The following is a 24,809-nucleotide window of genomic DNA, read 5'->3' on the forward strand; positions in this document are numbered from 1 at the left end:
CGTGGCGCAACTTTACGTTGCTCAATCAAAGCACTCGTATTCAAAGCGTATTGAACATGGGGCTTGGGGAATTTATTTATGGACGAGGCCTAATTTCGATAGTACGTTATACGTTTTTAAAGAAGCAAATGAGATACTTGAGAAAACGAGTGTCTTGTTCGTAAAATGCGATATTAGACCACTTCCGCCCAACAAAGCAATGAGTTAGTCGCTGAAAAGACCGATTTTCACATGTGCCTTATAGTTTCTTATTTGTATCATTTGGCGGTTCCCAACTCCGCCAAGGCTTCGCTGGGCACAACTGTAAACCGCCTCAAACACCCCCAAAGGTCGCATTATAACCCCTCGGGTGGTTGTCTTTTTTGGTTCCGAACCGGAGTGGCGAGCCAATGAACCACGTAGGGTTCATGGCCATGCATCCCACGTGGTGCATGGCTAACGAAAAAATACCGCTAATCATGACGGTATTTTTGTGGAGAGGCCGAATGTTGAACCAGCGTGTATAATTAAAAAATGGAACAGTTGCCTCCCAAACGGGATCCAATATTTATATACATTATTGCAATAATGTTTTGGGTTGCATTTGTGATGTTTGTTGCCTTCTCTTTGTGCTACGGTCGATCTCGAGCTGGTCATGGTTTTTGTTACTCATTGTCTCCTGCGTCTCAAATGATTTTCTTTGTTACCGTGGCGATTTTTGCACTAATTACCGGAATAATTTATCAAATAAAGGGAGATTTCGAGTTTGAAAAATCTGTACGGTCGATAGAGTCCAATGTAATATTAATAATGCGAATTATTCTATTTACAGTTATCTCGGCGTTAATTCTTATAAGTGGATATTTTAGCCTTATTCATTACATTTCAACAAAATAATATGACAAAAAAAGTGGTTGGTCTTACGGGCTTAGTAATCTTGGTGCTTATAGCTGCTTGTTTATTTCTTTGGAAAAGTTCAAAAGAGCGAGTTTCCTTGAGCCAACGCAACGTTGAAAGAGGAGCCTCAATACAGGCTGGCCAGCAATCGAAGGAGAAATTTGCATGTCGATTTTCGGACAAAGATTATTGTAATTATCTACAGATTATTGCAACGAGAAATCCATACTTTGTAAAGTGGGGCCCAGCAACAGCGATTCTTGTAGACGGCAATGGAAATAAAACAGTAACTGTTGTAAGAAGTGATGGTGTCAATCAGGATATTATAATTTCAGTAAATAATAAGGAAATACAACGGCTGATATTGTTGGATGGAAAAATTTATAAAAAAGATGTCACCACTGGTAATTGGCAAACTCTTGAAGCTACTGACGCTAGAGTCAAAATGTTGAACACGCTTGATGCAAACAACGTGATCAATTTGAAGTCATTGTTGGAGAGCACAATACAACCAACAAAAATTGGAAGTACGGCATGCGGGGCATTAAAATGTTTTGAATATTATTTTGGCGACGTAAACGGCAAGCAAGAAGTACGGTTTGATAGTCAAAACTATCTTTTGAGAAAATTCAAAATGACTAACAAGGATGGCTCAACGCTCGAAGTTGCTCCGGATTACACGACCTCAAAAATATTGGCACCGTCTGTGTAGACTGAAAACTAAACAATAGTGTAGTCAGAGGTGGGATAAACTTGCAATTAGCTTTTTTATATTGAGTATTTTGGTTCGGTAGTCCACCGACCCTCGGAGCCACGTCGAATATAATCATATATACCTTGCGCGATAGGTTGCGCGATTATTGCGCGATTATTAATAACGTGCTATACTTTAAATATGTTTAATCCGCAGTACAAAATGACAGATGAAATCGTCAGTTTGCTCACGGAAATTGCCGAAGCGAAAGCGGTTATTGAACGTGCTAAGATTTTGCCGAAGCAAGAATTGCGCTTAAGACGGCAAGCGATGGTTCGTATGGCGCATGCGTCTACTGGAATTGAAGGAAATGAACTAAATATTCATCAGGTGGAAGCACTTGCCAATCACAAGAAAATTGATGCCACGGCCAGGGATATCTATGAGGTTGAAAACTACTTAAATGCTTTGCGATATATTTCTAAAGTTGTAGAAAAGAAAGATTCTATTTCGCAAAAAGTCTTATTAAAAATTCATCAATTTGTAACAAATAAAACACTGTCGGATGCGCAATCCGGGCACTTTCGTACAAGTCCGGTTTATGTTGTACGTCGAAGATTGGGGATGCCGGATGATATTGTTTATACCGCGCCAGAGGCGAAAAAAGTAGTTGCGCTTGTGGGGGATTTGATTAAGTGGATACAAGAAAGCAAAAGAAAGGAAATTAATCCCGTGATCGTTGCCGGTGTTGTGCATCAAGAGATTGCATCGATTCATCCGTTTGTGGACGGTAATGGAAGAACGGCACGGGCGTTAGCGACTTTAGTTTTATATGAACGCGGTTATGATTTTCGCCGTCTCTTTGCGTTGGAGGACTTCTATAACGAAGATCGTCCCTCGTATTATCAAGCAATCAATATTGGCAAGAATTACGAAGAAAGGAAAACAGATTTGACGGGGTGGTTGACTTATTTTGTCACTGGCTTTAAAAAAGAAATTGATCATGTCAGGTCGCAAGTGATTACGCTTGGTCGCAAGGGTGTGGATGTTGGCGTGGAGTCGCAAGTGTATCTTGAACCCGAACAGATTAAGATTCTTGATTTTCTTGAAGGGGTTGGCCGAATAACTGTGAAGGACGTCGTCGATATTTTAAATTGTCCTAAAAGAACCGCACAATTTAATCTTCTAAAACTAAAGAAAATAAAACTTATTACGCAAGTTGGCAGGGGGCCAACAACGGCTTATATTGTTAGCGAATAGTTAAAACGGTTAGTAAATCTATTTTTGCAGATAAACATGCCGTGTATAGAACGGTATTTTGGTTCCAGCCGTTGCTATCCACTTCGCTAAAGCTACGAGGGTCAAGAAAGCTATGGCCGGCAGGCGAACTTGTTCTGCTCCGGCGAGCTTAAAAAAATACCGCTAATCATGGCGATGTTTTTGTTTAGTCAAGTGGGGTGTCGAGTCAATTAATTTTTCTAGTTAGTCGGTTTGTGGGACAATGAAAAACATGACTGAGGGTATTCCAGCAGATAATTCCGAGCCGAAAACCACACATGAAAGTGTTGCCGAGGTTTCGAGAGAAACTCAAGAAAATTCTGGCTCGAGAGTTGCCACTGAACAAGAAAAACCGGAACGAGATTTAGGTGAAAAGATCGAGCAGACACAAAATGGACTGGCGTCTCTTAAACAATCTCTTGCTGGCGTACGTGCGAGCATAGGTGTTGAGACTCAAGGAGAAGATCCGGCAGTGGTTGATTTGGAACAACGGTTGGAAAAGCTAAGGGCGGAACAGGCAGACAAATTTTTACTGGTCTCAGAAAACCCTGAGTTTCAGAGGTTACTTCCAGGTTTCATTGAACAGGGCGAGCAGAGACCAGAGATTAAAAAGCCGTTAATTCACGGAACGAACTCTTATGCATTTAAGAGAATTATTGTTGATGGTTTTGTTCCGCAGGATGGCAGTAAAGTTCACAACGGGGAAAATGTCGCGCACCGCACAAATTTGGGCGAAGGTAAGAAAAATCCAACAAGCTTTCTTGAACCTAGCAAGAAAGGAGATCAACTTTCTCATTGGTATGCCATGATTGCCAGCGCAAAGCCAGAACTCGCTTTTGATTCGGAGGGGGAAATTGGAAATAGAACACAAAGGATTGTTGATGAAGTTTATGAAGGAGTAGATAAGGTGGTGGAAGATAGGTTTAAAGAAGAAACGCTAGAAACTCATCCGACGGAATCAAAATTGTCGGAAGCTGAAAAAACGGAAATGGCGAGAGAGGATTTAAGGCAAGAAATTCTTCATAAGGTTGCAGACAGAATGAAGGAGGGCGCGAATATTTTTAATCCAAAAGAAGCGACTGAAAAAATTGTAAAAATCGATGGGATAATCAACGGCGAACCAATCTCTATTGAGGAAGGTGAGAAATTATTTAGAGATTTAAGAATTGTTGATAGTATTCGTGCAATGTATGCTCCGCGTGGAAATAAAACACCGCGTTATCAGACAAAAGAAGTCATTATTAGTTTTCTTGCCGAGGCGACAAACGGGGATGGAGAAGCGCGCCAACTTCTGATGAAGCAAAAAAATGAAATTCAAGGAAAATTAGATGCATACGAAAGTCTTCCCGCTGAAGAACATGAAGAGATGAAGCTGTCATTTCCTTGCTTTATCACGGTCGAAGGGGATGGACTGGAAACAGTGAAATCGAATTGGATGCATAAAGTGGTTGAGTTTCAGATGTTTGATAGAACTGAACCCGGGAGAATTAAGCGGGTGGAGGTTCCCGAAAGTAAGATAGAAACAGTGCGACGGTGGCTTGTGGATGCTGGCCTCGCTGATGTTCAAGTTGTTCCAATTGAATACTTTGAAATGAAAGAAGTTATTGAACACAAACAATAGAGTGGGCAGGGGGGGCTATTTTTGCAGTTGACTAAGATACTTTACTGTACTAAAGTGGCGGTATGTTTGAAGAAATTATTCGGGTTACCGGAAAGGAAAAAGGAAGAACAAGTATTATTCTTGCCGGTGTGCACGGAAATGAAAAATGTGGTGTAGAAGCAATTAAAAGAGTTTTATTAAGCCTTGAAATAGAACGCGGTTGTGTTTTATTTGGGTATGGAAATCCTCGAGCAATGGAAAAAAATCTCCGTTTTACAGAAGCAAACTTGAACAGAATGTTTAAAACCGAAAATTTGCTCTCGGCAAACGAAAAACAGAGTTATGAGTATTCACGTGCCCAGTGCTTAAAGAAATATCTTGATCAGGCTGATGCGCTTCTGGATATACACGCAAGCACCACTCTTAATACCACACCTTTCATTATTTGTGAGGAAAACGCAAGGGAAAATGTCGTATTTTTACCAGCCAATCTTGTTGTATTTGGTTTCGACAAAACACAACCAGGCGGAACTGATTACTACATGAATAAAATTGGCAAAATCGGAATTTGCATAGAGTGTGGCTATCTCAATGATCCACAAGCAGTGCAAATAGCGGAAGATGCCATTTTTGCTTTCCTTAAAACTTTTGGACACATACAAAATAATTTGAAGCCAAAAAAACAATCATATATGTTGATGACTAAACTTTATATAACCAAAACAAATAATTTTGTTTTGTCGAAACCATTTTATGATTTTGAGAAGGTATCAAGAGGGCAAGAGATAGGAATTGATGGCGGAGAAGAGGTGTGTGCCGAAAAAGAGGGCGTCATATTATTTGCGACAAATCGAAATAAAATTAATGATGAGGCGTTTTTGGTTGGAGAAATAATATTATAAGTCATCAACATAGCCTCTTCCTGCTAGGGGATTTTTCAGTATGATGACTATGATAAATACGACTGATCGCGAGTTTGTAGCCACCCTTTCCTTGGTTAAGCCACTTTGAAATACGCGCAACGGTGGTTGAGCTAAGGCCAGTTTTTTCTTGTATTTGAGTATAGGGAGTGTTCTCCGCAAGTAATTGAGCAGCTTTCCAGCGGGAGGAGAATTCTACGATTTCCTTTTCGGTTAACAGGTCACGAAAAAACCGCTTGGCTTCTTTAGGATTTTTTAAGTCCAAAATGGCTTCAAGTAGTTCAGTTGATTGCGAGTTGTCCCAGACATCTTTCATATGCGCTTTAGTATAGTAAAGTGACGGAATATTGTCAATAGTAACTGTTTTCTAATTACAAATCGAAACAAAATAGTATGGTCGGGAGTGGAGTAGGTTGGCCTCTTCTTCTGCATAATTTAATATTGACATATTTGCCATAATGCGATAAAGTGGCAGGTCTTCATCGGGAATGAGTCTGATGAAGTGTTCGATCACAATCCAATGAACAATTAAGAAAGGAAGCGAAAATGTCCGAGCCTAGCGTTTCGCGGTGGCTGAAGCAGACTTTCTGTGTACACTGGCGGAAAATTACCCTTATTCTGGTTTTTTCTTGTCTCTTGGCGATTGTACGAGTGGCGTTTCCCGCTTTTTGGCAACTACTAATCGATCGAGCTGTTGAAGGTAAGGTCGATTACTCCTTGGTGGTGATTTTGATCATGCTTTTTCTTGGGCGAAGCGCGCCTGTGGTCGAATTTTTGCGGGGGAGATTTCTTAATCGATACGATTTCGACGTCCGTTTTCAGCTCTTCAAACATGTCTTGCGCCTGTCAGTGCCTTTTCACAAAGAGAAGGAATCGACAAAGGTGATGCTCGAAGCCAACAAAGGTGTCGGGGCGTCGGTAAGTTTGTTGAATATACTGCTGAGGGGCGAAGTTATTGCCGATATTCCGGTGGCATTTTTCGCTTTTTGCTATGTTGCTTCTCACAGTTGGGTCGCATTTGTTGTGATGGCAGTATTCGTTGTTGTTTTTCTTTTTCTTGGCTATATTCTTGGGGGGTGGATTGAGAAGGCAGAGGAAGAGCGTAACGAGGTTGATAACGAAGTATCGACACGCGAGCGGGAAATTGTGCAGCAAATTGAAACCGTTAAATTGCATTGTGCCGAAAGACAGGAGCATGATTGGTTTCGGGCTACGGGTGGACAAGTGTTTGATCTGGATAATAAGTTGGCAGTCTACTATAACTGTTTCCAGTTTATGTCCAGGCTGGCACAGATCTTCCCGTTTTGTATTGCGATGGTAATTTTTGTTCCCGATGTTGCTGCCGGTAGAATGACGATTGGAACGTTTATTGCTCTGCAAATGTATGGTCTTGCCGCTCTTGCGCCTGCCGGATTTTTGGGTGAAATGTATCAAGAAATCAAGACCAACATGGCGAAGCTTAAGCCCGCGTTGCGTTTGTTTGAACAACAACCAACCATTATGGAGAGTCGCAACCCATTGGAGATGGAACCGCTTCGGTACGAGATTAATCTGCACAACGTTTCGTTTCGTTATCCTTGTTCGGATGAGCCGGTCTTGGTCAATATTTCCTGTCGGATAGCGGCGGGCGAGAAAGTGGCTGTAGTTGGAAAGACTGGTTCTGGGAAGACGACGCTCGCACGGCTGTTGGTGCGATTTTATGATCCCGATCACGGCCTCGTCACAATGGATGGTGTCGACATTCGGCACTTGAGTTTTGAGTCGTTGTACCAGCAGGTCAGTTACGTGACGCAAGAAGTGCCGGTTTTTAGTGGGACGGTTGGGGAGAACATTCGTTATGGTCTTCCTGAATGCGGTGATGGGTTATTGAGAGCTGCTTGCGAGAGCGCCTCCGCCGGTTTTGCCCTGCGTCAGAATGACGGGTTGGAAACACGAGTGGGTGAGCTGGGCGAAAAGTTGTCTGGAGGAGAACGGCAACGACTGGCACTAGCGCGGGTTTTCCTTCGTCGTCCGTCGTTACTTATTTTGGATGAGGCAACCTCCGCGTTAGATCAGATGACTGAACGCGAAGTGCAGGAAGCATTTGACCGGTTGTTGCAGATGAACGGTGGAACCACGATGGTGGTCATTGCTCATCGCATCACGACGGTAAGAAATGCGGATCGGATCATGGTCCTGGACAAGGGGTGCATTGTCGATCAGGGAACTCATGATGAGTTACTTGATCGCTGTGTTCTTTACCAGGACCTCTGCCAAGGAATGGCAAGTTGAGGTTTAGATCCGACTAGTTATGCGCTGGTCGGTTTTTTATTCCAAACAATATTCGCGTTGTTTCCGAACACGCGATCGGCGGTTTTAAACGGTTTAAGGCCGCTTCCGATATTTATCGCAACAAACGAAAAAACATGGATGATCTGATGGGTGAAGTGGCAAACGGACTCTGGAATTTCCATCTTCAACAAGCAAGATAGCCTCCCAAGGGGAGGGGGCAATGTTGTTTAGGGCTTGGTAATAAATAAACGCTCCATATTCTGTTCAATACGCTCTGAAAACAGTTACTATGATTGAACAACGTAAAAGTTGCGCCACGTAAAGTCGCGTGACCACGTGGTTTTATGCGATGACAACCACGTTGTTTTACGCAACAAAATCTTTCAACGTACGGTTTAGTACGTCTCAAGATTTTTTCAATCAAAGACAGTCGTCTTTGAAGCGCATTGAACATAATATTGAAGCGTTTATTAATTACCAAGCCCTTAACAAGACCAGTCCGCAAAAATAACCGTAAAAAAGAACAATCAAGACCATAACAGCGTTGCGGAAAATAGACGGTCGTAAATGTTTTTTTAGTAACGTGTTATTTAAGAAAATAAGGAGAATTGAATAACCGAACATACTGAAAGCGTTAATGATCGCGCCGAGCGTGATCAGTTTCAATGGTTGATCAAAACCCAGCGATATCACGGTGATGCCAAAAAAAATCTGGATCCAGAGAATAATATAATAAGTAAGAGAAATATTGGCTTTATATTTTCTGCCGGCGAGGAGGAAATTCTCGGTGATTATGCGACTGGTCGAATCAAGGACGGTCATTTGCGTTGCCGATAGCATTACTCCTAAGACAACAAGCAGGATGGCACCGATAATCGGAGTGGTTTTTTGGCCAATAACGGCTGCTTCGTTTAATACGAAGTTGATTCCTGTATGGTTGCTTTCAAGACCGTAAGTGGTGGTGTAGGCTAATAGTGATAGGGTAAGCATTGTGAAAAGTCCTAAAACCCAAAAAACAAAAAAATGTTCCCAATTGATTAAGTGCCACCAGCGCTTGAATGTGTGAATGTTTTCGTCGTTAATCGGAAATGTGCTTCCGGAAAGATGAATTTCTTTATTGCCGGAGCCCTGTGTGAATACACTGGTGATGCGATCGGCGTGCAAACCCATACCGTAGCCCTTATCGCGTACGTAAAAAGATTGTGCCAGATTAAGGTTGCCACCCGCGCCGGAATAAGCCAGTGCGCCTAGAAAAGTGCCAATAGCGATACCCGCAGGGAGAAGAAAAAAGCCATCTCCAATGCCGACAAGACCGCGTGTTAAAGTCGAATAATCAGCCGACTTAGTCAGAAAAATCGTTAAAATGGTGAGCAAGGGTACGCTGAGAACAATTAGAAAAATTTGGATTTTTTCGACTGTTTGATAAAGAACCTTTCCTAGCGTGAGTAAAGTACCGATAAGTAAGAAAATGGCGACGGCGATCCAGTGTGTGTTACTGATTCCCAAAACCGAAGAAAGCAGTTGCGCGCCGGCCAAACCGATGCCGGGCCAACCAAACCCTAAAAAAGTGGAAATAATAAACCAGGCGGGAAGAAATTTTAATAATCTGGCAAAGCCGACGAAAACACTTTCTCCGTTGATTAATGCGTATCTTTCCACTTCCATGTTGATAAAAAATTGCATTGTGATACCAATGAGCGCACCCCAAATAATGCCAAGACCATAATTACTGCTTAGGTAGGGCCAAAGTATTACTTCACCACTTCCTAGTCCAAGGCCCAGCAAAATAAAACTCGGTCCCAAAAGTTTTCTAAACCGGGGCGGAGGAGGCAAATGTTTAATTCCCAAAGGTATTGTACTTCCTAACATAGTACTTATCATTATAAACTAGTTTGGTGATTAATGAGAAAGCGTGAAAAATGTTTGATAAGTGGCGACATAAGTATTTGTGGTTGTTTTTGCTTGGGATTATTTTTGCGATATTTGTTGTAAATTCTGAAACGACGAAAGGTTTGTTGTCACAGTTGGCGCAGTATGGCTATGCGGGAGCATTTTTTGGGGGTGTTCTGTATATTTTCACTTTTACAACCGCTACCGGGCTTGTTGTTATTACCGAACTTGGACAAACAATGAATCCGTTTTTGGTTGGTATTATTGGGGGAGCAGGAGCGGTTTTTGGCGATCTGCTTATTTTTATTTTTGCAAGAAAGAGTTTGGAGAAGGAAATTAAGACTTCCTTGAAGAAAGTGGGCGGAAATTTCTTGTTGAGGATTCTTGAATCAAAACCGTTGAAGTGGTTTTTGCCTTTGATTGGAGCGGTAATTATCGCATCCCCGTTTCCTGATGAAATAGGGGTTAGTCTGATGGGAATCAGTCGGATTAGTATGATTAGATTTTTCCTTTTGGCTTATGTGCTGAATACGGTTGGGATTTTTATTATTGTTTTGGTCGGCAAGGTGGTATTTTAACTAATGTTGTTTTTTATTGGCACCGTTTATGTGGTTGTGTGGCGAAAAATAATTAATTTGGTTGGCGGAACTTTGATGGTTTTGGCGATAGTGATGGGCTTAACGTCGGTGTTGTCTAACCAGCATTTTGTCTAGTTGCTTCCATTTATCGCTTTGGTGTTGGTGGATATTGGCGCGCGTAACGGTTCTAATTGATCTTTCCTTATTAGTCAGATAATTACATAGATACAAGTTTGTATCGTCGAAACTAAAGTTGTTATAATATACATATGAGTAAAAAAGTGTTGGTGGGTATCAGTATTTTCGCAGCAGTCTCTCTTTTATTTATTGCGAAACCTGTTTTCGCGCATCATTCAGGGTGTCATAATTTACATACTTGTCCGTCTGATTCCAGCGCCTATGTTTGCGGTGATTTGGGATATCCGTGTGACGGGTCGACGAGCGCGGCAAAAATTTCAATCAAACAAATCAGTGTTCCATTGGTGATCGAGAAAGCATTTTTCGATACGTTTGGTCGCAAGCCAACGGACTTCGAAAGTGCCTATTGGAAAAATCGTTTTCGGAATGATAAAGATGGACTATATAAAATCAGACGGACGATGGCTTGGTATGAGTTTATTGGTTCTTTTGGTCCAAAGGTCTCTATTGCTACCACGAAGGTGCGTTTGGTAAAAAACATGAACGCAATTTTTGCGAGTGTATATGGCAGGAAACCTTTTGAATCCGAAAATAGATATTGGTTAGGGAGATTGGAGGATAAAAAAACCGAGGCCGAGATAAAAAATACAATGTTATTTCATAAGGGGAGCAACATTGCGCATTAGAACATTTTTAGCTGGCATAGTGTCGATTTTTTGACGAATAAAAAGCAAATTATTTTTGTGGCTGGTTTTGTTCTTTGATGTCAATTTTTAAACCGCGTAGCCATTTGGCGCACTCTTCCCGCAAACATTCTTCTTTCCATTGGTACCATAATTTTAAGAAGCGTTCGTCCGAATATTCCAAACAATCTTTAAATCGGCGAAACGCGCCTTTTCCGTTAAGGGCGATTGCTAATTTATCCGCCAACTGTGAATCTTCTTTTGCGACGACGTTTTCCGTGAATTCTTTCATCCAGTTATATGACACGTAGGAAGGAAGGCGTTCGATCGGCACAAATTGGTTATTATCTTCTATTTCATTAAGTTTTTCCGATGCGTCTTCATCGTACTCGGAATAAAATTCAATTTCCCCGGTTTTGGTGTTCAAAAAGTATTGGTTGCTTAGATCATTATCTTCCATGGCGATTTCAAGCATATCCAGATCGATCTCTTTTTTATTGGGAAGCAGAAATTTGAGTTTGTTCATATTGTTTTTGTACTACTTTGACGCGAAAAGACAAGTAATCATTCACTGCTTAAGGAAAAGACGCGTTAGTCACCTCCGAAGTGGCCCCTCGACCATGAGCTCCCTTCGGCTGTGAGCTCAGGGTTGTCGAACAGCGGGGTCGAATGGTGCCGAGGCACTTCTTCGGAGGTGGTGTGGGTTAGTAAGGGATTGTGTTTTTCGTATTCTTGCGTAAAATAAGCTAAAGGCTATAATTATTCTAATCTCTAGCTTATGAAGTACGAAAAAAGACCAATTTCCGATATATTGCGTTCCAATAAAACAGTCTTTACTTTTAAAGACATTTCTTTGATTTGGGGAGATAATGATAAAAAAGCCACGATCGCCGGCGTTAATTATTACGTAAAAACCGGCGAGTTATACCGCATTCGCCGAGGTATCTACGCCAAGGATAAAAAATACGACAAGCTGGAATTGGCCACCAGGATTTTGGTTCCGTCTTATGTCAGCTTTGAAACAGTGTTGACGCGGTCGGGAATTAATTTTCAGTACTATGAAAGAATTACCGTTGCTTCGTACCAGACGCGCGAGATTGTAATTGACGGGCAAACCTATTCTTATAAAAAAATTAAAGATTTTGTATTGACCAATTCTGCCGGCGTTGTGCATACGGGTGAAACCTCCATGGCCAGTCCCGAGCGTGCATTTTTGGATACAATTTATATTCATAAGGACTACCATTTTGATGTGATGGATTCATTGAATTGGGACAAAGTTTTCGAACTGTTGCCGATTTATAAAAACAAACGTATGGCGAAAAAGGTTAACGAATTTTATAATTATTATAAAGCCACAAAATAACTTATGGTTAAACCCACTTTCAACACGGCTCTTCATAAAAACGTGATGTTTCAAATTCTTAAGGCGATTTATTTCGACACGACGGTCGCGTCGCTTTTGGGTTTTAAGGGCGGAACGGCCGCGTTGATGTTTTATGAACTTGATCGGTTTTCGGTTGATTTGGATTTCGATTTGCTTGACAGAGACAAAGAAGATTTTGTTTTTGAACGCATTGAACAGGTTGCCAAAAAGTATGGCAAAATCAAAGATGCGCAGAAAAAGCGATTTAATTTGTTATTTGTGCTTTCATATGAAGATAAAGCGCGCCAGATTAAGCTTGAAATTAATCGTCGTGCTTTCGGCTCGCACTATGATGTAAGGAATTATTTGGGCGTGTCTGTACCGGTGATGGTCAAGGAGGATATGTTTGCTCATAAACTTATGGCGATGCGTGAACGAATCGGAAAAACTAGCCGGGATATTTATGATGTCTGGTTTTTCTTGGAACACCGCTGGCCGATTAATAAAGAAATCGTCGAACAGCGCGCGGGGGTGCCGTTTAAAAAATTAATTGAACAATGTATTGAGAAGCTGGAAAAGATGAATAACCGTGATATTTTGGGCGGTTTGGGGGAATTGCTCACCGAACCCCAAAAAGATTGGGCGCGCGCGAAACTGCGAGAGGAAACAATTTTTCAGTTAAAAGCGCGTCTGGAAAGCGAGAAGTAAGAAAGAGTTTCATTTGTAAAAATCTTTTATGACAAACGAAAATATTAGTGTTGAAAATCCTGATGACGGTAAAATGTTAAGAAAATTTATAGACGGAAGTGAGAGAAATGTTGCTGATTTGCCGTCGATGTATATCGGCAGGGGCGTGTATAAACCGGGTTGGCGCTGGTCGACGCATGCAGGCGTGCAAACAGGAAAAGAATCGGCGCATCATATTGGTTACGTTATCTCGGGAACCATGGCAGTTAATGGTCCAACCGGAAAAGAAGAAATAATCAATCAAGGAGAAGCGTTTGAGTTGAGTCCAAATCATGACGCGTGGGTGGTTGGTGATGTTTCATGTGTCGCACTTGATTTTGAAGTTAAAAACGAGACACAGTGAAGCAATTTTTCAATGGTCTAATTACGGGGTTAACTTTACAATTAGCTGTTGGTCCGGTTTTCTTTTTTATTGCTAACATGACTATCCAGGGCTCTACTGTTAATGGTTTTGCAGGGGTATTGGCGGTAACACTTGTTGATTACATTTATATTTTATTATCAGTTTTTGGGATTGGACAAGTTATTCAACGAACTAATATAAAAAAGATATTTGGAATGGTTAGTTCATTAGTCTTGGTGATTTTTGGTTTTATGCTAATCAAATCCTCAGTGAATATGGTAATAGGAGAATCAATAGCTACTACGCCGACAGAACCATTGATCAGTTTTGGTTCAGTCTTTCTAATGACAATATCGAGTCCAATGACAATTATGTTTTTTACAAGTCTGTTTACAGCAAAAGTCCTGGAGTATGGATATGTAAGAAATGAATTATTGAATTTTGGGTTAGGAACTGGTTTTGCCACTTTCGTATTTATGGGAATATCAGTCATAATATTCTCGTTTATGAAAGGGATTATTCCAATATTTTTTGTGCAGATTCTTAATATCGGCGTTGGTGTTTTGTTGGTTGGGTATGGTGCCTTCAGGTTTGTGAAACACGTAAAACAATAATAGCGAAGCTATTGGTGGAGTGAATTACTATCTACTTTCTTATATTCGTGATTCTAATTTTATTCCTCCTCACTAATACTCCGAGCCCGCAGGCTCGAGGGATGAAGTATATTCAGTCTTTCAAGACGGACAAGCACTGATGCTTGAGCGCCATATGATACCCCGACCGTAAGGTCGGGGAGATTCATTTTTTGCTTTTGCTATCCTGTGACAATAGAATTGTGAGAGTGAGAGAGTTTGTATTTTGTAAATATTGTGATATTGTCGAGAGGTGTTTTTCATTCCTTTTGAAAAAAAGTTTCAGGAAATCGCGGGTAAGGAGACACGAGGCATAATCATTTCACAAGACGGATTGGACATACCGCGTGGGACTTACTTTTTTCTTGAAAGCTATTGTGATGATCGAGATTGTGATTGTCGTAAAGTAATGATAAGCGTGATAGACGTGAAAAATCCGAAGCGTGGGCCATTGGCGACGATTGGTTTTGGTTGGGAAAACGCGGAATTTTATGTGAAATGGATTTATGATGATGATCTTGGCAACGAATTAACCGGTTCTTATTTGGATGGATTACAGCAAACCGAGTTATCCGTAAGTTTTCTTAAACTTTGGAAGGAATTGGTTCAAGATCGGGCGTATGTTGAAAGGATAAAAAAGCATTATGAAATTTGGAAAGGACAATAAATGAAAAAGCAAGCGAAGACAATGGCGATGGAAGTTGAAGATTTGGACGTGTTGATCGAGGAAGCGACAGTGGATTGCAACGACGAAGTTGATTGTCGGGCGGGCTTTATGGCGATGATTGAGGATTTTGTTTTGTGTCCGTTTGACGCGACGGTAAAGGGTCAATCCGTGGAAATAGAAAATGTCTTCGAAGAAAATTACGGAATAAGAGTTTTAGCGCGGACAAAAGACGGAACATTTCCGCTGGATGTTTTAGACATCAAATTTGATCGAAAACGCAACGGGTGCTGGTGGTTGGCTGCGTATCAAAATGGGCAAAAGGAAACTTGGGAGACGAGGAATGATGGGGTTTAAAACAAGGAAATTATCGAAAAATTGGCTTTGGATAGCAAATATAATAACATAAAATAGTATATGTAAAGTGTAATTGACAGGTAACCCTAATGGGGTGTAAACTGCAATTGACATTAAATTAAGAACTGACCATGAATAACGAACAAAAGTCTAAAATTATCAATTACTTAAATGATCAGGTCTATCAGGCCGAATTTCGAGCAAAAGCCTATGTCTTTGATGAAGATAATCAAAGACGGCCGAACCGTAATATTTACGTAAAAATTAAGAAATATCTTGACGATTTTTATCATGGCGATAGAAGCGTGCGCTGGTTAACCTTGACTGGCTTACGTGGATCGGGAAAAACAACTCTGATGGCGCAGGCGTATTGGGAAACAAAAAGTTTTGAAGCATACAAACTTTATATTTCGGCCGATCATATCGTTCAGATATTGGGGTTGAATTTATATGATGTGCTGATGGTGTATGAGGAATTGATCGGCATGCCGGTAGAGAAATTAGAAAAACCTTTATTTCTTTTTATTGATGAGGCGCAATATGACGAAAAATGGGGCATTGTGCTGAAAAATATTTATGACCGATCCAATAAAGTTTTTATTTTTGTTACCGGTTCGTCCGCCTTGGCGATGAATGTTAATCCCGATGTTGCAAGAAGAACAATTTATGAAAAATTATTTCCATTAAGCTTTACGGAATATCGAAAGATAAAAGAAGGCAGATTTGAAGAAAAAGGTTTATGTTCCGAAATGCGGCGCGCCGTTTTCGAATCGGCATCGGCAAAAGATGTATTTGATAAAGTTAAAAATTTGGAAAAGAAAATTAATTCGTATTACTTTGGGTTGGATAAAAATGAGATAGATAAATATCTGCGGTACGGTTCTTTGCCTTTTATGGTTTCTTTAAAAAACGAAGCATTGGTTTATGATCAAATTAACAAAACACTTGATCGGATAGTTAACAGCGACGTTGCAAAAACCGGACGATTTAATTTGGAAATCGTATCAAAAATACCTGCGATCTTGTATGCTCTCGCTGACATGGATCAAGTGAATTTTTCAAAATTAGCGGGAACATTTGAAATTAGCCGTCCTAAAATAATGGAAATTTTCGATGTTTTGGAACGTACTGAAACATTGATAAGAGTTTATCCGCACGCCTCACATTTGGGACAATCGAGAAATCCGTCTAAATACCTGTTTTCTTCGCCGGCTTTTCGTGCGATGTATTTTAGTATGATCGGTAATATTATTTCGGGAGAAAACGCTAAAGGAAAGTTGCTTGAAGATTTGGTTGGGATGTATTTAAACAGATTCTTATACAAAAAAATAAATACTTCCTTGACTTATGATAATGGTCAGGGCGGAGCCGATTTTATTATCGGTTATGGCAAAGATAAGGTTGTCTTGGAGGTGGGGGCGGGGAATAAGGGTTATAAACAAATTGTCAAAACGGCTCAAAAAGTGCCGGCTAAATACGGTCTGGTAGTTTGCGATAATGATCTTGATTATAGTGAAGAAAATAATGCGGTAAAAATACCGTTGAAATATTTTTTACTGATCTGATTTACACACAGGATAAGGAAAAGACGTGTTAGACCACCTTCAAGGTGGAGCACGGTTGCTCTTCCTTGAAGGTGGTGTGGGTTATGCGTCGGCGCGAACCTAAACCACTTCCGAGGAAGTGCTTGACCCTGCGAGGGTTGCCGATAAAGCACCACCTCGGAAGTGAACACTTGCGGTTCTTCCCAAATTTGATATTTTGGGCATAATTGATTAATGGTAAAAGATACTACGAAAGAATCAAAAGAATCGAAGGTTTCGTATCACAAAAAACCGGAAAATATGACGGTGGATGAGTGGCAGCGGGAGTTGCGCAAGGCCTTTGTGAAGGACAAAAAGCAAGAATTCGTTGTGAAGTATTTAGACGGCGAGCATCCTGTTTTTGCCGATTATACGGTACAGAATCTTTCCAGCGGTACGTCTTATAAAGTGGCGTTAAGAAGCAGGGAATCCGGGCCGAATTTTTGCACTTGCCTTGATTTCAAAACCAACATGCTGGGCACCTGCAAGCACATCGAAGTCGTCTTGTATTACATTAATAAAGACAAAAAGCTCGTATCCTTGCTGAATGAAAATTATCGTCCGTCTTATTCTTCCATTTATCTCAAGTATGGGTCGGCGCGCGCGGTGATGTTTAGAATTGGCATCAACAACGCGGAAAAATACGAGGAATTGGCGCGGAAGTATTGCGACAAACAATATCGTCTTTTACCCAGCACGTTTAATCGGATTGACGAGTTTCTGAAAGCGGTGGAAAAAATCAGCAGTGACTTTCGTAGTTATCCGGACGCGTTGGATTTTATTATTACCGCGCGAGAAGATCGCGCCCGTTGCGCGTTGGTTAGTCGCAAGATTGCGTCGCGCAAGGAAAAATTTTTCGCTAGTTTTTTGAAAGTGCCGTTGTATTCGTTTCAGCAAGAGGGAATTATTTTTGCCGTGCGGGCGGGGCGCTGTCTTATCGCCGATGACATGGGATTGGGTAAAACCATTCAAGCGGTGGGAGTGGCGGAGTTATTGCGCAAGGAATTCGGCACCAGCAAAGTTTTGATTGTTTGTCCCACTTCGCTCAAATATCAGTGGCAAACGGAAATCGCGCGTTTTTCGGATAGCAAAGCGCAAGTGATGGAAGGAAGTGCACTGGATCGTTGGAAAATTTATGGGGCGGGTAGTGTGGAAAATTATTATACGGTCACTTCCTACAACGTGATTGAAGCCGACTTAAAGGCAATTAACCAGGCGGAATTTGATTTGGTGATTTTGGATGAAGCCCAGCGGATCAAAAATTGGCAAACTAAAACGGCGCGCGCCGTGAAACGGATTGTTTCCCGTTATGCCGTTGTTTTAACCGGCACGCCGATTGAAAACAAACTGGAAGAATTATATTCGATTATTCAGTTTATCGATCCTTATAAAATGGGGCCGTTGTATCGTTTTTTGGAGGAGCATCAGATGCGTGACAAAACGGGTAAGGTGGTCGGTTACCGCGAGTTAAATAAAATTCAAACGTTATTGTCCGATGTGGTTATTCGGCGTACAAGAAGCGAAGTGTTGAAACAACTGCCCGGGCGCACGGACAAAAATTTATTCGTACCGCTGACCAAGGAACAAGACGATATTCATCAAGATTATGCCCAAGAAGTTTCTAAATTGGTTAATAAATGGAAGCGGTTTGGTTATTTGGACGAGAAAGACCGGCAAAAATTATTGATTTCGCTGAATTGTATGCGGATGGTTTCCGACAGTACGTTTATTTTGGATCAAGAAACGCGTTTTGATACCAAGATTGAGGAGTTGATGAGTATTCTGGAAAACTTGTTGATGGCGGCGGATCAAAAAATTGTGGTGTTTAGCCAGTGGGAACGGATGACCAGATTGGTGGGGAAAGAACTGGAAAATCGCCGTGTCGGTTTTACGCATTTGCACGGTGGCGTACCCAGCAAAAAGCGCAAGGCGCTATTAGACGAGTTTAGCAACAACACGGATTGCCGCGTGTTTCTTTCCACGGATGCGGGCGGGGTGGGACTAAATTTGCAATGCGCGTCCGCGATAATTAACCTTGATTTGCCGTGGAACCCGGCAGTGTTGGAACAACGGATCGGACGCATTTACCGGCATGGCCAAAAGCGCAACGTTAGTGTGATTAATTTAGTTTCCAAAGGCAGTATCGAAGAACGAATGCTGGATTTATTAAAATTTAAGGCCTCGTTGTTTGCGGGTGCTCTAGACGGCGGAGCGGATGAAATTTTTATGGGTGAAGATAAATTCAAACGCTTTATGGGACAGGTGGAAAAGATTACGGCGGTGCCGATGCGAAATGAACCTATAACCTTAAGCGAAACGGATGCGCAAAAAGATGCAAGTGAAAAGAAACCAACCCAACAGTCAATGCCGTTAGAGGAAAAAGTGGCACAAACTGTACCGACTGAATTGTTTGCGTCGGCGGCCAAATTATTCGGTAATTTGTCCGCGGTTTTGGCTGATAAGCAGAATTTGGAAAAAGTTACGGCGACATTTGTGGGAAAAGACAAAGTTACGGGAAAGCAATTTTTGAAAATTCCGCTGGAAAACGAGCAAGCGGTAAAAAATGCGGTGGATGCGGTGAGTAATTTGTTAAGCGTCTTTTTGCCTCGCACGTAATTTTGGTTTGATTTTCCAATAATGACTGCCGTTACGCACCAACTTACTGCTCTTACTGTCGCGTCCTGGCTACTCGTTGTCTATCCACAAAATGGTGGACCGGTTTTGGCTACTATTGCCCTGATCGCCGTGATGGTTGGTGCACTTACCCCGGACCTGGATCAGCCGGCCGCGAATTTGGGAAATCGGCTGTTGGGCGCAAAAGTAGTTGGTAGGATCGCTAATAAATTTTCCGGTGGACATCGGCATTTTACGCATTCAATTTTGGGTCTTTTGGCGATTGGCTACGGATTACATTGGATAATTAATCACTGGTTGGCGCCAAACTTGGTAATCGGCGCCCAGCTCGTGTGGTGGGCGTTTATGGGTGGCTACGCAAGTCATATTATTGCCGATACGTTTACTGATCGCGGTGTGCCGTGGTTGTGGCCGCTGCCTTGGCACTTTCAATTACCTCCAGGACCGAATGTGTTTCGTGTAACAACCGGAAGTTTTGTGGAACTGTTTATTTTGCGTGGGGCGCTACTTATCGTGTTAGTCATAATAATAAGATCAAATCTGACGTTGTTTCTGAATTTTTGGAAATAGTAATTGCACTATTGTGTGTGATTTAACATCATGTTATTATGTTAGCAGTGGATAAAAATACTTTTAACAATACTTCCATGGATTCATCATATAATTCTTCAACCACAAAGCCATTATTTCGCGGGACGCAGGTAGTCTGGTATATTCTCGGAATTATCGAAATATTGTTAGCTTTTCGTTTTATCTTTAAATTGTTGGGGGCGAATCCCGCGGCGGGCTTTTCCAGTTTTATTTACGGTGTTACCTATATTTTTGCCACGCCATTTTTGAGCGTCTTTCGCAGTAGCCGAATTGTTGAAGGCAGTTTGTTTGAGTGGACAACTTTGCTCGCGATGTTTGTTTATTGGGTGATCGCGGCGGGTATCATCAAACTATTTAGTATGGGAAGAACCGTTTCTACGCCGGAAGCGGCGGAAAAAATGGATGAGCAGGAAACAAAATAACGGTTTAAATATTAATTATTTAATTATATGGGAATCATCGTTTGGATAATTTTTGGAGGATTGGTGGGCTGGGTTGCGTCTCTGATAATGAACACAGACGGCCATCAAGGAATTTTCCTCAATATTATTGTTGGGGTTATTGGAGCCGTTATTGGCGGTTGGCTAATGGGGTTGGTGGGTAAAGGTGGCGTTGTCGGGTTCAATTTTTATAGTTTTTTAGTGGCTCTATTGGGAGCGTGCGTTTTTGTCGCGGTATTGAAAGCAATTCGAGGCTAGTTTTATTCTTTTGGGGGAGGAAAGTGAGTTAGTTGTTATATGGACGTATTAGTAAAAGCAGATATTTTCTTTTTTATCTCAACCGTAGCAACAGTTGTATTGACAATATTGGCTTCGGTTCTCTTGTTCTATCTAATTAAGGCCGGAAAAAATTTCTACAAACTATCGGAGGCTCTAAAGGGCGGTTTTAAAGAATCAGAAGAATTTGTCATGGATCTTAAGGAACGTTTGGAGGAAAATATGGTTTTTCGTCTTTTCTTTCCCCCTGCACGCCGTGGGCGACGGATGGCGGGTAAATCAGAAAATGAAAAGAAGTAATAAAATTTAACTAATAATATTAAAAAAATGAAAAATAATATAAAAGAAGATGGCTCAGGGATTGTAAAAATGGCCGTTGTTGGCGCGGGCATCGCCGGGTTGGCCGCGGCAGCTTATTTTTTTCTTGGCCCCAAAGGCAAGAAGCATCAAAGGGATGTAAGGGCTTGGGCGATTAAAATGAAGGGTGATGTTATAGAAAAACTTGAAATGGCCAAAGAAATCAGCGAGCCTGTTTATCACGAAATTATTGATTCTGTCGCTACTGAATATGAGAAAGGAAATAAAGCCAGTCACGAGGAGATAGGCGCGTTGGCGCAAGATTTGAAAAAACATTGGAAGACGATTAGCGGTTCAGCACGAACGGCGAAGCGCGATATCGTGAAAAGCGCGGGAAGAGTGGCGAAGAAGGCGGGCATAATATAAATATATGAGAGGATCTAGTTACTTTTCTATAGTCGCCGGAGTTGGCGTGTTAGTTTTGTTTGGTTTAGCGGGGCCAGTCGTCGTACTTGCGGCATCATCACCATCCCTGGGAACGGCCGGTACGTTTGGCATTCTTTCCAGTACCTACACCAATACGGCAGGAGGAACCACCATTACCGGAGATCTTGGCTATACTACCGGACCAGCGGTAGCACCCACCGTGAGTGGCACAACGCACACGGCGGATAGTACTTATAATCAAGCAGGGTTAGATCAAAATGCCGCTTTGAGCAATCTCAATAGTCAAGCATGTACTTCTCTCGGTAGCGGTGCGGTTGCCCTAAACACAGTAGATATCGGAAGTGGCGCCGGAATATTTACTCCCGGTTGTTATTCCAGTGGTGGCGCAATGACTATAACTTTAAGCACAACCGTTACACTTAATGGTTCCGGAACATATATTTTCAGACCGGGTGGCGCGCTTACCACAGGAGCGAATTCGATAATTGCGTTAACGGGTGGAGCAACAGAATGTGATGTCTTTTGGACGCCAACCGGAGCCACCACGCTGGGTGCCAACTCTACTTTTAAGGGAACCGTCATTGACGCGGCAGGTATTACTATCGGTAGTACGGTAACTTGGGCAGGAAGGGCGCTGGCCTTTGGTGGAACGGTTTCCACCGCTTCAGACACAATTACAGTTCCGACATGCACCGCCACGGCAGGCATCCTACGGATTGTTAAGACAGTGATAAACGATAGTGGTCGCTCCGCAACCGCCGGTGATTTTAATTTGCATGTTAAACTTTCCGGTACTGATGTCGCGGGAAGTCCCACTGTTGGTACCGCTACACCCGGAACTTCATACTCAATTGCTGCTGGTGCGTACGTAGTTAGCGAAGACGCGGTAGATAATTATTCACTAACTTTCAGCGGTTCTTGCGATTCCAGCGGTAACGTAACGATCACGGCGGGTGACGATAAAACTTGTACGATCACGAATAATGACAATGCGGCCGTGGTAGCCGGAAGTACTGGTACTTCCAGCGGTTCCGGTACCGGTACCGGCAGTGCTAATAATGTTAATATTTTATCCTTACCCCGTGGCTTGCCACGGGGTCCTTGTAAGGAGGGTGTCGGGAACATTCGTTCCTGACTCATAACTAACCAAAGAAACTTCTGCATACCCCGCGGCTGGCCGCGGGGTGTTTGATTCATGTTGTAAAAACGGCGGTTCCTTCAATTTTGAGTTCAGGACCCGAGTCCGTCACTTTTACCTACAAAGTTACAACCTTAAGCGACATGTCATTAAGCAATGTCAGGGTCACCGACAATAAATGTAGCCCGGTAAGGTTCGTTTCTGGTGACAGTAATAATGATTCACGGCTTGATCGGACTGAAACGTGGACATACAACTGTACTAAAGTGGTTTCTGAAAGTGAGACAAATATCGTTACCGCTCGGGGTACCGCCAATGGTTCGGATGTACAGGATACCGATACGGCAAATGTTGTTGTTTCTTCGCCTGTTCCTGTTCCGGGACTGCCGAATACGGGTGTTGACCCTGAAGCGCAGCGTACACCATGGAATATAATTATGCTGTCCGGTATTATCCTCTTGGTTTCCACTTCACTTGTTCAATTTCTAAGAAAAAGCACGATTTAGACAGACGTTTTGGCGAATTAATAAATGTGCTTTGTTTAAGAGGCACAAAAGGCCCCGCCAAGGCGGGGTCTTGCTATTTAATAATTACCAAGCCCTTACTATGCATTTGAAAAGCTTATCAAGACACGAACTGCTTAATGTAATCCTTATCGGTTTTGCTGTCTTTGGTGTGCTCATTTTTGATTCAGTTTCTAAAAGCGCCAGCCGGAGCGCTCCAAGTCCGCGTGTTGAAAATGTCACTGCTCCCCCAAAACAGGAAAAAAAAGCTGATTTGCCGGTGCGACTGAAAATTCCCGCAATCGACGTCAATGCCACTATAGAATATGTGGGGCTTACTCCCGATGGGGCAATGGATATCCCCCAAAAACAGGAAAACGTGGCGTGGTATAAGCTTGGCAACCTGCCCGGGGAGATAGGCAATGCGGTCATTGCCGGTCATTATGGAACGTGGAAAAATGGGAAGGGGTCAGTGTTTGATAACCTGCACAAATTGCGCAAGGGCGATAAAATATCCGTCGAAAACAGCAAGGGTGAAACCAGTACTTTCGTGGTGCGAGAAAGCCGTAGATACACTCCAAAAGCAGATGCATCGGAAGTATTTATTTCAACAGACCAGAAAGCGCACCTCAACCTTATTACGTGCGAAGGAGAATGGAATAAAGTTTCCAAAAGTTTTTCCCAACGACTGGTGGTATTTACTGACAAAGAATAATAAAAACGTAATTACGCCAGTCCCCTAAGTTGACTAAATACCGAGTGTTCAACAGAATGAAATCATACTCTTAATAGAATCTATCAATATGGAAAATACCAATCAAGCAACAACTCCCGCATCCGCGCCAAAAAGTAATAAAACATTGATCATTGTTATTATTGCAGTTGTTGTCTTGCTAATTGTCGGCGGTAATATGGTTAAAGGATATTTCGGTCGCAAGATGAGTGAAAAAATCGGTGAACGGCTCGGCGAGAAAATTTTGGAAAATGGCACGGGAGGAAAAGTTGATATCAATAACGGTTCCGTCACATTCACCGGCAAAGAAGGAAAAATGGAAGTTGGAACTTCCGCGAAATGGCCGGAGGATATGCCTTCGGATGTTCCAAATTTTTCGGCTGGGGAAATTACCGCGGCCGTGCGGATTAATAATGCCAGTACGAACGGGTGGTCAGTGATTGTAAAAGATGTTGAAGGAAAACAGGTGGTGGATTATGTAAAAAAATTGGAGTCAGCAGGCTGGAAAACTATCAGTCAGGTGAATTTTGGCACCGCGATGTATCAGCTTGAGAAGGGTGACTACAAACTTAATTTCGCATACGACGCGACCTCGAAAGGTGTAAATTTGGTGATTGAAAACAGTAAAAAGACAAATTAGTATTAAGTCTAATGGAAGAAGAAAATAATCCAAAACCGCCGTTGATTCCGGACATTTTAAGCAAAGATGTTCCGGAAGGGTTTTTGGCGGATGAGCAGGTTTATGATGCATTGGATTTGGGTAAATTGTCGTTAGCGGGTATAAAAGCGCGGCAAGTGAAATTGAAGGAATCGAAGTTTGTTGGTTTTGATTTAAATCTGGCCGAGTTGAAGAAGATTGAAATCAGTAATGCAAGATTTACAAATTGCAACTTTGCCAACACAAAAATGCGCGAAGGAAATGTGGAGAGGGTGGAATTTGTGTCTTGTCAGATGATGGGGGTGGATTTTTCAGAGGCGATTCTTTCGCATATCAGATTTGTCGATTGTCGGATCAATAATCATCCACGGGGAGGGTCGAGAATCCCCCGCCTTTAGGCGGAGGCTTCAGCTTAACGATCGTTTAGTCTACAGTACGAGGTATGTTGCATTACCGTACTACCACCCACAGC

Annotated in this window: 30 protein-coding genes; 27 read left to right on the forward strand and 3 right to left on the reverse strand. The window is 42.1% G+C overall.

The annotated features are described in order from the left end of the window. From Q7S57_04350 to Q7S57_04370, 5 genes are all read left to right on the forward strand, one after another. A partial coding sequence (locus tag Q7S57_04350) for a hypothetical protein (GenBank protein MDO8512478.1) occupies positions 1-208 on the forward strand: 208 nt, incomplete at its 5' end. A 669-nt stretch (positions 209-877) separates the two neighbouring features. Beyond that, positions 878-1,588 (forward strand): hypothetical protein, encoded by a 711-nt coding sequence (locus Q7S57_04355; protein ID MDO8512479.1) that lies wholly within the window; start codon positions 878-880, stop codon positions 1,586-1,588. 183 nt (positions 1,589-1,771) lie between these two features. Continuing rightward, a complete protein-coding gene (locus tag Q7S57_04360) occupies positions 1,772-2,830 on the forward strand; it encodes a Fic family protein (GenBank protein MDO8512480.1) in 1,059 nt (352 codons plus the stop codon). Positions 2,831-3,071: 241 nt separating this feature from the next. Continuing rightward, positions 3,072-4,469, forward strand: coding sequence for a hypothetical protein (locus Q7S57_04365; GenBank protein ID MDO8512481.1), 1,398 nt, complete (start codon positions 3,072-3,074; stop codon positions 4,467-4,469). A 62-nt stretch (positions 4,470-4,531) separates the two neighbouring features. Beyond that, positions 4,532-5,350 carry a succinylglutamate desuccinylase/aspartoacylase family protein gene (locus Q7S57_04370; protein ID MDO8512482.1) on the forward strand — a complete coding sequence of 273 codons (819 nt, stop codon included), beginning with the start codon at positions 4,532-4,534 and terminating at the stop codon, positions 5,348-5,350. A 4-nt stretch (positions 5,351-5,354) separates the two neighbouring features. On the opposite strand, the gene Q7S57_04375 is transcribed toward Q7S57_04370, so the two are convergent. Beyond that, the gene (locus tag Q7S57_04375; protein ID MDO8512483.1) at positions 5,355-5,684 is read right to left on the reverse strand and encodes a YerC/YecD family TrpR-related protein; all 330 of its coding nucleotides are present in this window, start codon (positions 5,682-5,684) and stop codon (positions 5,355-5,357) included. Between the two features lie 230 nt (positions 5,685-5,914). Between Q7S57_04375 and Q7S57_04380 the strand changes: the two genes are divergently transcribed. After that, the gene (locus tag Q7S57_04380; GenBank protein ID MDO8512484.1) at positions 5,915-7,639 is read left to right on the forward strand and encodes an ABC transporter ATP-binding protein; all 1,725 of its coding nucleotides are present in this window, start codon (positions 5,915-5,917) and stop codon (positions 7,637-7,639) included. Positions 7,640-8,113: 474 nt separating this feature from the next. Here Q7S57_04380 and Q7S57_04385 read toward each other — a convergent pair whose 3' ends face one another. After that, positions 8,114-9,508 (reverse strand): Nramp family divalent metal transporter, encoded by a 1,395-nt coding sequence (locus Q7S57_04385; GenBank protein ID MDO8512485.1) that lies wholly within the window; start codon positions 9,506-9,508, stop codon positions 8,114-8,116. Positions 9,509-9,558: 50 nt separating this feature from the next. On the opposite strand from Q7S57_04385, the gene Q7S57_04390 reads away from it, so the two are divergent. The 3 genes from Q7S57_04390 (at position 9,559) to Q7S57_04400 (ending at position 10,931) form a co-directional block, all read left to right on the forward strand. Further along, positions 9,559-10,107, forward strand: coding sequence for a hypothetical protein (locus tag Q7S57_04390; protein MDO8512486.1), 549 nt, complete (start codon positions 9,559-9,561; stop codon positions 10,105-10,107). A gap of 3 nt (positions 10,108-10,110) precedes the next feature. Then, a complete protein-coding gene (locus Q7S57_04395; GenBank protein ID MDO8512487.1) occupies positions 10,111-10,242 on the forward strand; it encodes a hypothetical protein in 132 nt (43 codons plus the stop codon). 134 nt (positions 10,243-10,376) lie between these two features. Further along, positions 10,377-10,931 carry a hypothetical protein gene (locus Q7S57_04400; GenBank protein ID MDO8512488.1) on the forward strand — a complete coding sequence of 185 codons (555 nt, stop codon included), beginning with the start codon at positions 10,377-10,379 and terminating at the stop codon, positions 10,929-10,931. Positions 10,932-10,980: 49 nt separating this feature from the next. Here Q7S57_04400 and Q7S57_04405 read toward each other — a convergent pair whose 3' ends face one another. After that, on the reverse strand, positions 10,981-11,454 hold the full coding sequence (locus tag Q7S57_04405; protein MDO8512489.1) for a UPF0158 family protein: 474 nt from the start codon (positions 11,452-11,454) through the stop codon (positions 10,981-10,983). Positions 11,455-11,706: 252 nt separating this feature from the next. Here Q7S57_04405 and Q7S57_04410 point away from each other — a divergent pair, with 252 nt between their 5' ends. The 18 genes from Q7S57_04410 (at position 11,707) to Q7S57_04495 (ending at position 24,735) form a co-directional block, all read left to right on the forward strand. Next, a complete protein-coding gene (locus Q7S57_04410) occupies positions 11,707-12,294 on the forward strand; it encodes a type IV toxin-antitoxin system AbiEi family antitoxin domain-containing protein (protein ID MDO8512490.1) in 588 nt (195 codons plus the stop codon). A gap of 3 nt (positions 12,295-12,297) precedes the next feature. Then, on the forward strand, positions 12,298-13,002 hold the full coding sequence (locus tag Q7S57_04415) for a nucleotidyl transferase AbiEii/AbiGii toxin family protein (protein MDO8512491.1): 705 nt from the start codon (positions 12,298-12,300) through the stop codon (positions 13,000-13,002). Positions 13,003-13,030: 28 nt separating this feature from the next. Next, entirely contained in the window at positions 13,031-13,384 is a 354-nt protein-coding gene (locus Q7S57_04420; GenBank protein MDO8512492.1) for a hypothetical protein, read from the forward strand. Continuing rightward, complete coding sequence (locus tag Q7S57_04425; GenBank protein MDO8512493.1) at positions 13,381-13,998, forward strand: LysE family transporter; 618 nt, start codon at positions 13,381-13,383, stop codon at positions 13,996-13,998. Before Q7S57_04420 ends, Q7S57_04425 begins: the two co-directional genes overlap by 4 nt. 271 nt (positions 13,999-14,269) lie before the next feature. Beyond that, positions 14,270-14,683, forward strand: coding sequence for a hypothetical protein (locus tag Q7S57_04430; GenBank protein MDO8512494.1), 414 nt, complete (start codon positions 14,270-14,272; stop codon positions 14,681-14,683). Next, the gene (locus tag Q7S57_04435) at positions 14,684-15,037 is read left to right on the forward strand and encodes a hypothetical protein (protein ID MDO8512495.1); all 354 of its coding nucleotides are present in this window, start codon (positions 14,684-14,686) and stop codon (positions 15,035-15,037) included. A gap of 131 nt (positions 15,038-15,168) precedes the next feature. Beyond that, positions 15,169-16,602: an AAA family ATPase gene (locus Q7S57_04440; protein MDO8512496.1), complete on the forward strand. Its 1,434-nt coding sequence runs from the start codon at positions 15,169-15,171 to the stop codon at positions 16,600-16,602. 213 nt (positions 16,603-16,815) lie between these two features. After that, positions 16,816-19,236 carry a DEAD/DEAH box helicase gene (locus tag Q7S57_04445; GenBank protein MDO8512497.1) on the forward strand — a complete coding sequence of 807 codons (2,421 nt, stop codon included), beginning with the start codon at positions 16,816-16,818 and terminating at the stop codon, positions 19,234-19,236. A gap of 21 nt (positions 19,237-19,257) precedes the next feature. Beyond that, positions 19,258-19,824 carry a metal-dependent hydrolase gene (locus tag Q7S57_04450; GenBank protein MDO8512498.1) on the forward strand — a complete coding sequence of 189 codons (567 nt, stop codon included), beginning with the start codon at positions 19,258-19,260 and terminating at the stop codon, positions 19,822-19,824. Between the two features lie 77 nt (positions 19,825-19,901). Beyond that, complete coding sequence (locus tag Q7S57_04455; GenBank protein ID MDO8512499.1) at positions 19,902-20,267, forward strand: YggT family protein; 366 nt, start codon at positions 19,902-19,904, stop codon at positions 20,265-20,267. 27 nt (positions 20,268-20,294) lie between these two features. Beyond that, positions 20,295-20,543 (forward strand): GlsB/YeaQ/YmgE family stress response membrane protein, encoded by a 249-nt coding sequence (locus Q7S57_04460; GenBank protein ID MDO8512500.1) that lies wholly within the window; start codon positions 20,295-20,297, stop codon positions 20,541-20,543. 39 nt (positions 20,544-20,582) lie between these two features. Continuing rightward, positions 20,583-20,861 carry a hypothetical protein gene (locus Q7S57_04465; GenBank protein ID MDO8512501.1) on the forward strand — a complete coding sequence of 93 codons (279 nt, stop codon included), beginning with the start codon at positions 20,583-20,585 and terminating at the stop codon, positions 20,859-20,861. A gap of 27 nt (positions 20,862-20,888) precedes the next feature. Then, positions 20,889-21,284 carry a hypothetical protein gene (locus tag Q7S57_04470; protein ID MDO8512502.1) on the forward strand — a complete coding sequence of 132 codons (396 nt, stop codon included), beginning with the start codon at positions 20,889-20,891 and terminating at the stop codon, positions 21,282-21,284. A 4-nt stretch (positions 21,285-21,288) separates the two neighbouring features. Continuing rightward, positions 21,289-22,440, forward strand: a complete 1,152-nt coding sequence (locus tag Q7S57_04475) for an ice-binding family protein (GenBank protein ID MDO8512503.1) — start codon at positions 21,289-21,291, stop codon at positions 22,438-22,440. 146 nt (positions 22,441-22,586) lie between these two features. After that, a complete protein-coding gene (locus Q7S57_04480) occupies positions 22,587-22,949 on the forward strand; it encodes a hypothetical protein (protein ID MDO8512504.1) in 363 nt (120 codons plus the stop codon). Positions 22,950-23,049: 100 nt separating this feature from the next. After that, entirely contained in the window at positions 23,050-23,661 is a 612-nt protein-coding gene (locus tag Q7S57_04485) for a class F sortase (protein MDO8512505.1), read from the forward strand. Positions 23,662-23,749: 88 nt separating this feature from the next. Next, a complete protein-coding gene (locus tag Q7S57_04490) occupies positions 23,750-24,319 on the forward strand; it encodes a hypothetical protein (protein ID MDO8512506.1) in 570 nt (189 codons plus the stop codon). A gap of 11 nt (positions 24,320-24,330) precedes the next feature. After that, entirely contained in the window at positions 24,331-24,735 is a 405-nt protein-coding gene (locus tag Q7S57_04495; GenBank protein MDO8512507.1) for a pentapeptide repeat-containing protein, read from the forward strand. The last annotated feature ends 74 nt before the right edge of the window (positions 24,736-24,809 follow it).

Source organism: bacterium (assembly GCA_030647555.1).
In the GTDB taxonomy this organism is placed as follows: Bacteria; Patescibacteriota; Andersenbacteria; order UBA10190; family CAIZMI01; genus CAIZMI01.

Excerpts from the sequence above, each read along its gene's own strand:
- Q7S57_04485 (MDO8512505.1), top strand. The coding sequence starts at position 23,050 with ATGCATTTGAAAAGCTTATCAAGACACGAACTGCTTAATGTAATCCTT.
- Q7S57_04375 (MDO8512483.1), bottom strand. The coding sequence starts at position 5,684 with ATGAAAGATGTCTGGGACAACTCGCAATCAACTGAACTACTTGAAGCC.
- Q7S57_04435 (MDO8512495.1), top strand. The coding sequence starts at position 14,684 with ATGAAAAAGCAAGCGAAGACAATGGCGATGGAAGTTGAAGATTTGGAC.
- Q7S57_04470 (MDO8512502.1), top strand. The coding sequence starts at position 20,889 with ATGAAAAATAATATAAAAGAAGATGGCTCAGGGATTGTAAAAATGGCC.
- Q7S57_04355 (MDO8512479.1), top strand. The coding sequence starts at position 878 with ATGACAAAAAAAGTGGTTGGTCTTACGGGCTTAGTAATCTTGGTGCTT.
- Q7S57_04405 (MDO8512489.1), bottom strand. The coding sequence starts at position 11,454 with ATGAACAAACTCAAATTTCTGCTTCCCAATAAAAAAGAGATCGATCTG.
- Q7S57_04420 (MDO8512492.1), top strand. The coding sequence starts at position 13,031 with ATGACAAACGAAAATATTAGTGTTGAAAATCCTGATGACGGTAAAATG.
- Q7S57_04385 (MDO8512485.1), bottom strand. The coding sequence starts at position 9,508 with ATGTTAGGAAGTACAATACCTTTGGGAATTAAACATTTGCCTCCTCCG.
- Q7S57_04370 (MDO8512482.1), top strand. The coding sequence starts at position 4,532 with ATGTTTGAAGAAATTATTCGGGTTACCGGAAAGGAAAAAGGAAGAACA.
- Q7S57_04495 (MDO8512507.1), top strand. The coding sequence starts at position 24,331 with ATGGAAGAAGAAAATAATCCAAAACCGCCGTTGATTCCGGACATTTTA.
- Q7S57_04360 (MDO8512480.1), top strand. The coding sequence starts at position 1,772 with ATGTTTAATCCGCAGTACAAAATGACAGATGAAATCGTCAGTTTGCTC.
- Q7S57_04460 (MDO8512500.1), top strand. The coding sequence starts at position 20,295 with ATGGGAATCATCGTTTGGATAATTTTTGGAGGATTGGTGGGCTGGGTT.
- Q7S57_04450 (MDO8512498.1), top strand. The coding sequence starts at position 19,258 with ATGACTGCCGTTACGCACCAACTTACTGCTCTTACTGTCGCGTCCTGG.
- Q7S57_04365 (MDO8512481.1), top strand. The coding sequence starts at position 3,072 with ATGAAAAACATGACTGAGGGTATTCCAGCAGATAATTCCGAGCCGAAA.
- Q7S57_04480 (MDO8512504.1), top strand. The coding sequence starts at position 22,587 with ATGTCATTAAGCAATGTCAGGGTCACCGACAATAAATGTAGCCCGGTA.
- Q7S57_04455 (MDO8512499.1), top strand. The coding sequence starts at position 19,902 with ATGGATTCATCATATAATTCTTCAACCACAAAGCCATTATTTCGCGGG.
- Q7S57_04415 (MDO8512491.1), top strand. The coding sequence starts at position 12,298 with ATGGTTAAACCCACTTTCAACACGGCTCTTCATAAAAACGTGATGTTT.
- Q7S57_04400 (MDO8512488.1), top strand. The coding sequence starts at position 10,377 with ATGAGTAAAAAAGTGTTGGTGGGTATCAGTATTTTCGCAGCAGTCTCT.
- Q7S57_04390 (MDO8512486.1), top strand. The coding sequence starts at position 9,559 with ATGTTTGATAAGTGGCGACATAAGTATTTGTGGTTGTTTTTGCTTGGG.
- Q7S57_04490 (MDO8512506.1), top strand. The coding sequence starts at position 23,750 with ATGGAAAATACCAATCAAGCAACAACTCCCGCATCCGCGCCAAAAAGT.
- Q7S57_04380 (MDO8512484.1), top strand. The coding sequence starts at position 5,915 with ATGTCCGAGCCTAGCGTTTCGCGGTGGCTGAAGCAGACTTTCTGTGTA.
- Q7S57_04410 (MDO8512490.1), top strand. The coding sequence starts at position 11,707 with ATGAAGTACGAAAAAAGACCAATTTCCGATATATTGCGTTCCAATAAA.
- Q7S57_04440 (MDO8512496.1), top strand. The coding sequence starts at position 15,169 with ATGAATAACGAACAAAAGTCTAAAATTATCAATTACTTAAATGATCAG.
- Q7S57_04475 (MDO8512503.1), top strand. The coding sequence starts at position 21,289 with ATGAGAGGATCTAGTTACTTTTCTATAGTCGCCGGAGTTGGCGTGTTA.
- Q7S57_04465 (MDO8512501.1), top strand. The coding sequence starts at position 20,583 with ATGGACGTATTAGTAAAAGCAGATATTTTCTTTTTTATCTCAACCGTA.
- Q7S57_04395 (MDO8512487.1), top strand. The coding sequence starts at position 10,111 with ATGTTGTTTTTTATTGGCACCGTTTATGTGGTTGTGTGGCGAAAAATA.
- Q7S57_04445 (MDO8512497.1), top strand. The coding sequence starts at position 16,816 with ATGGTAAAAGATACTACGAAAGAATCAAAAGAATCGAAGGTTTCGTAT.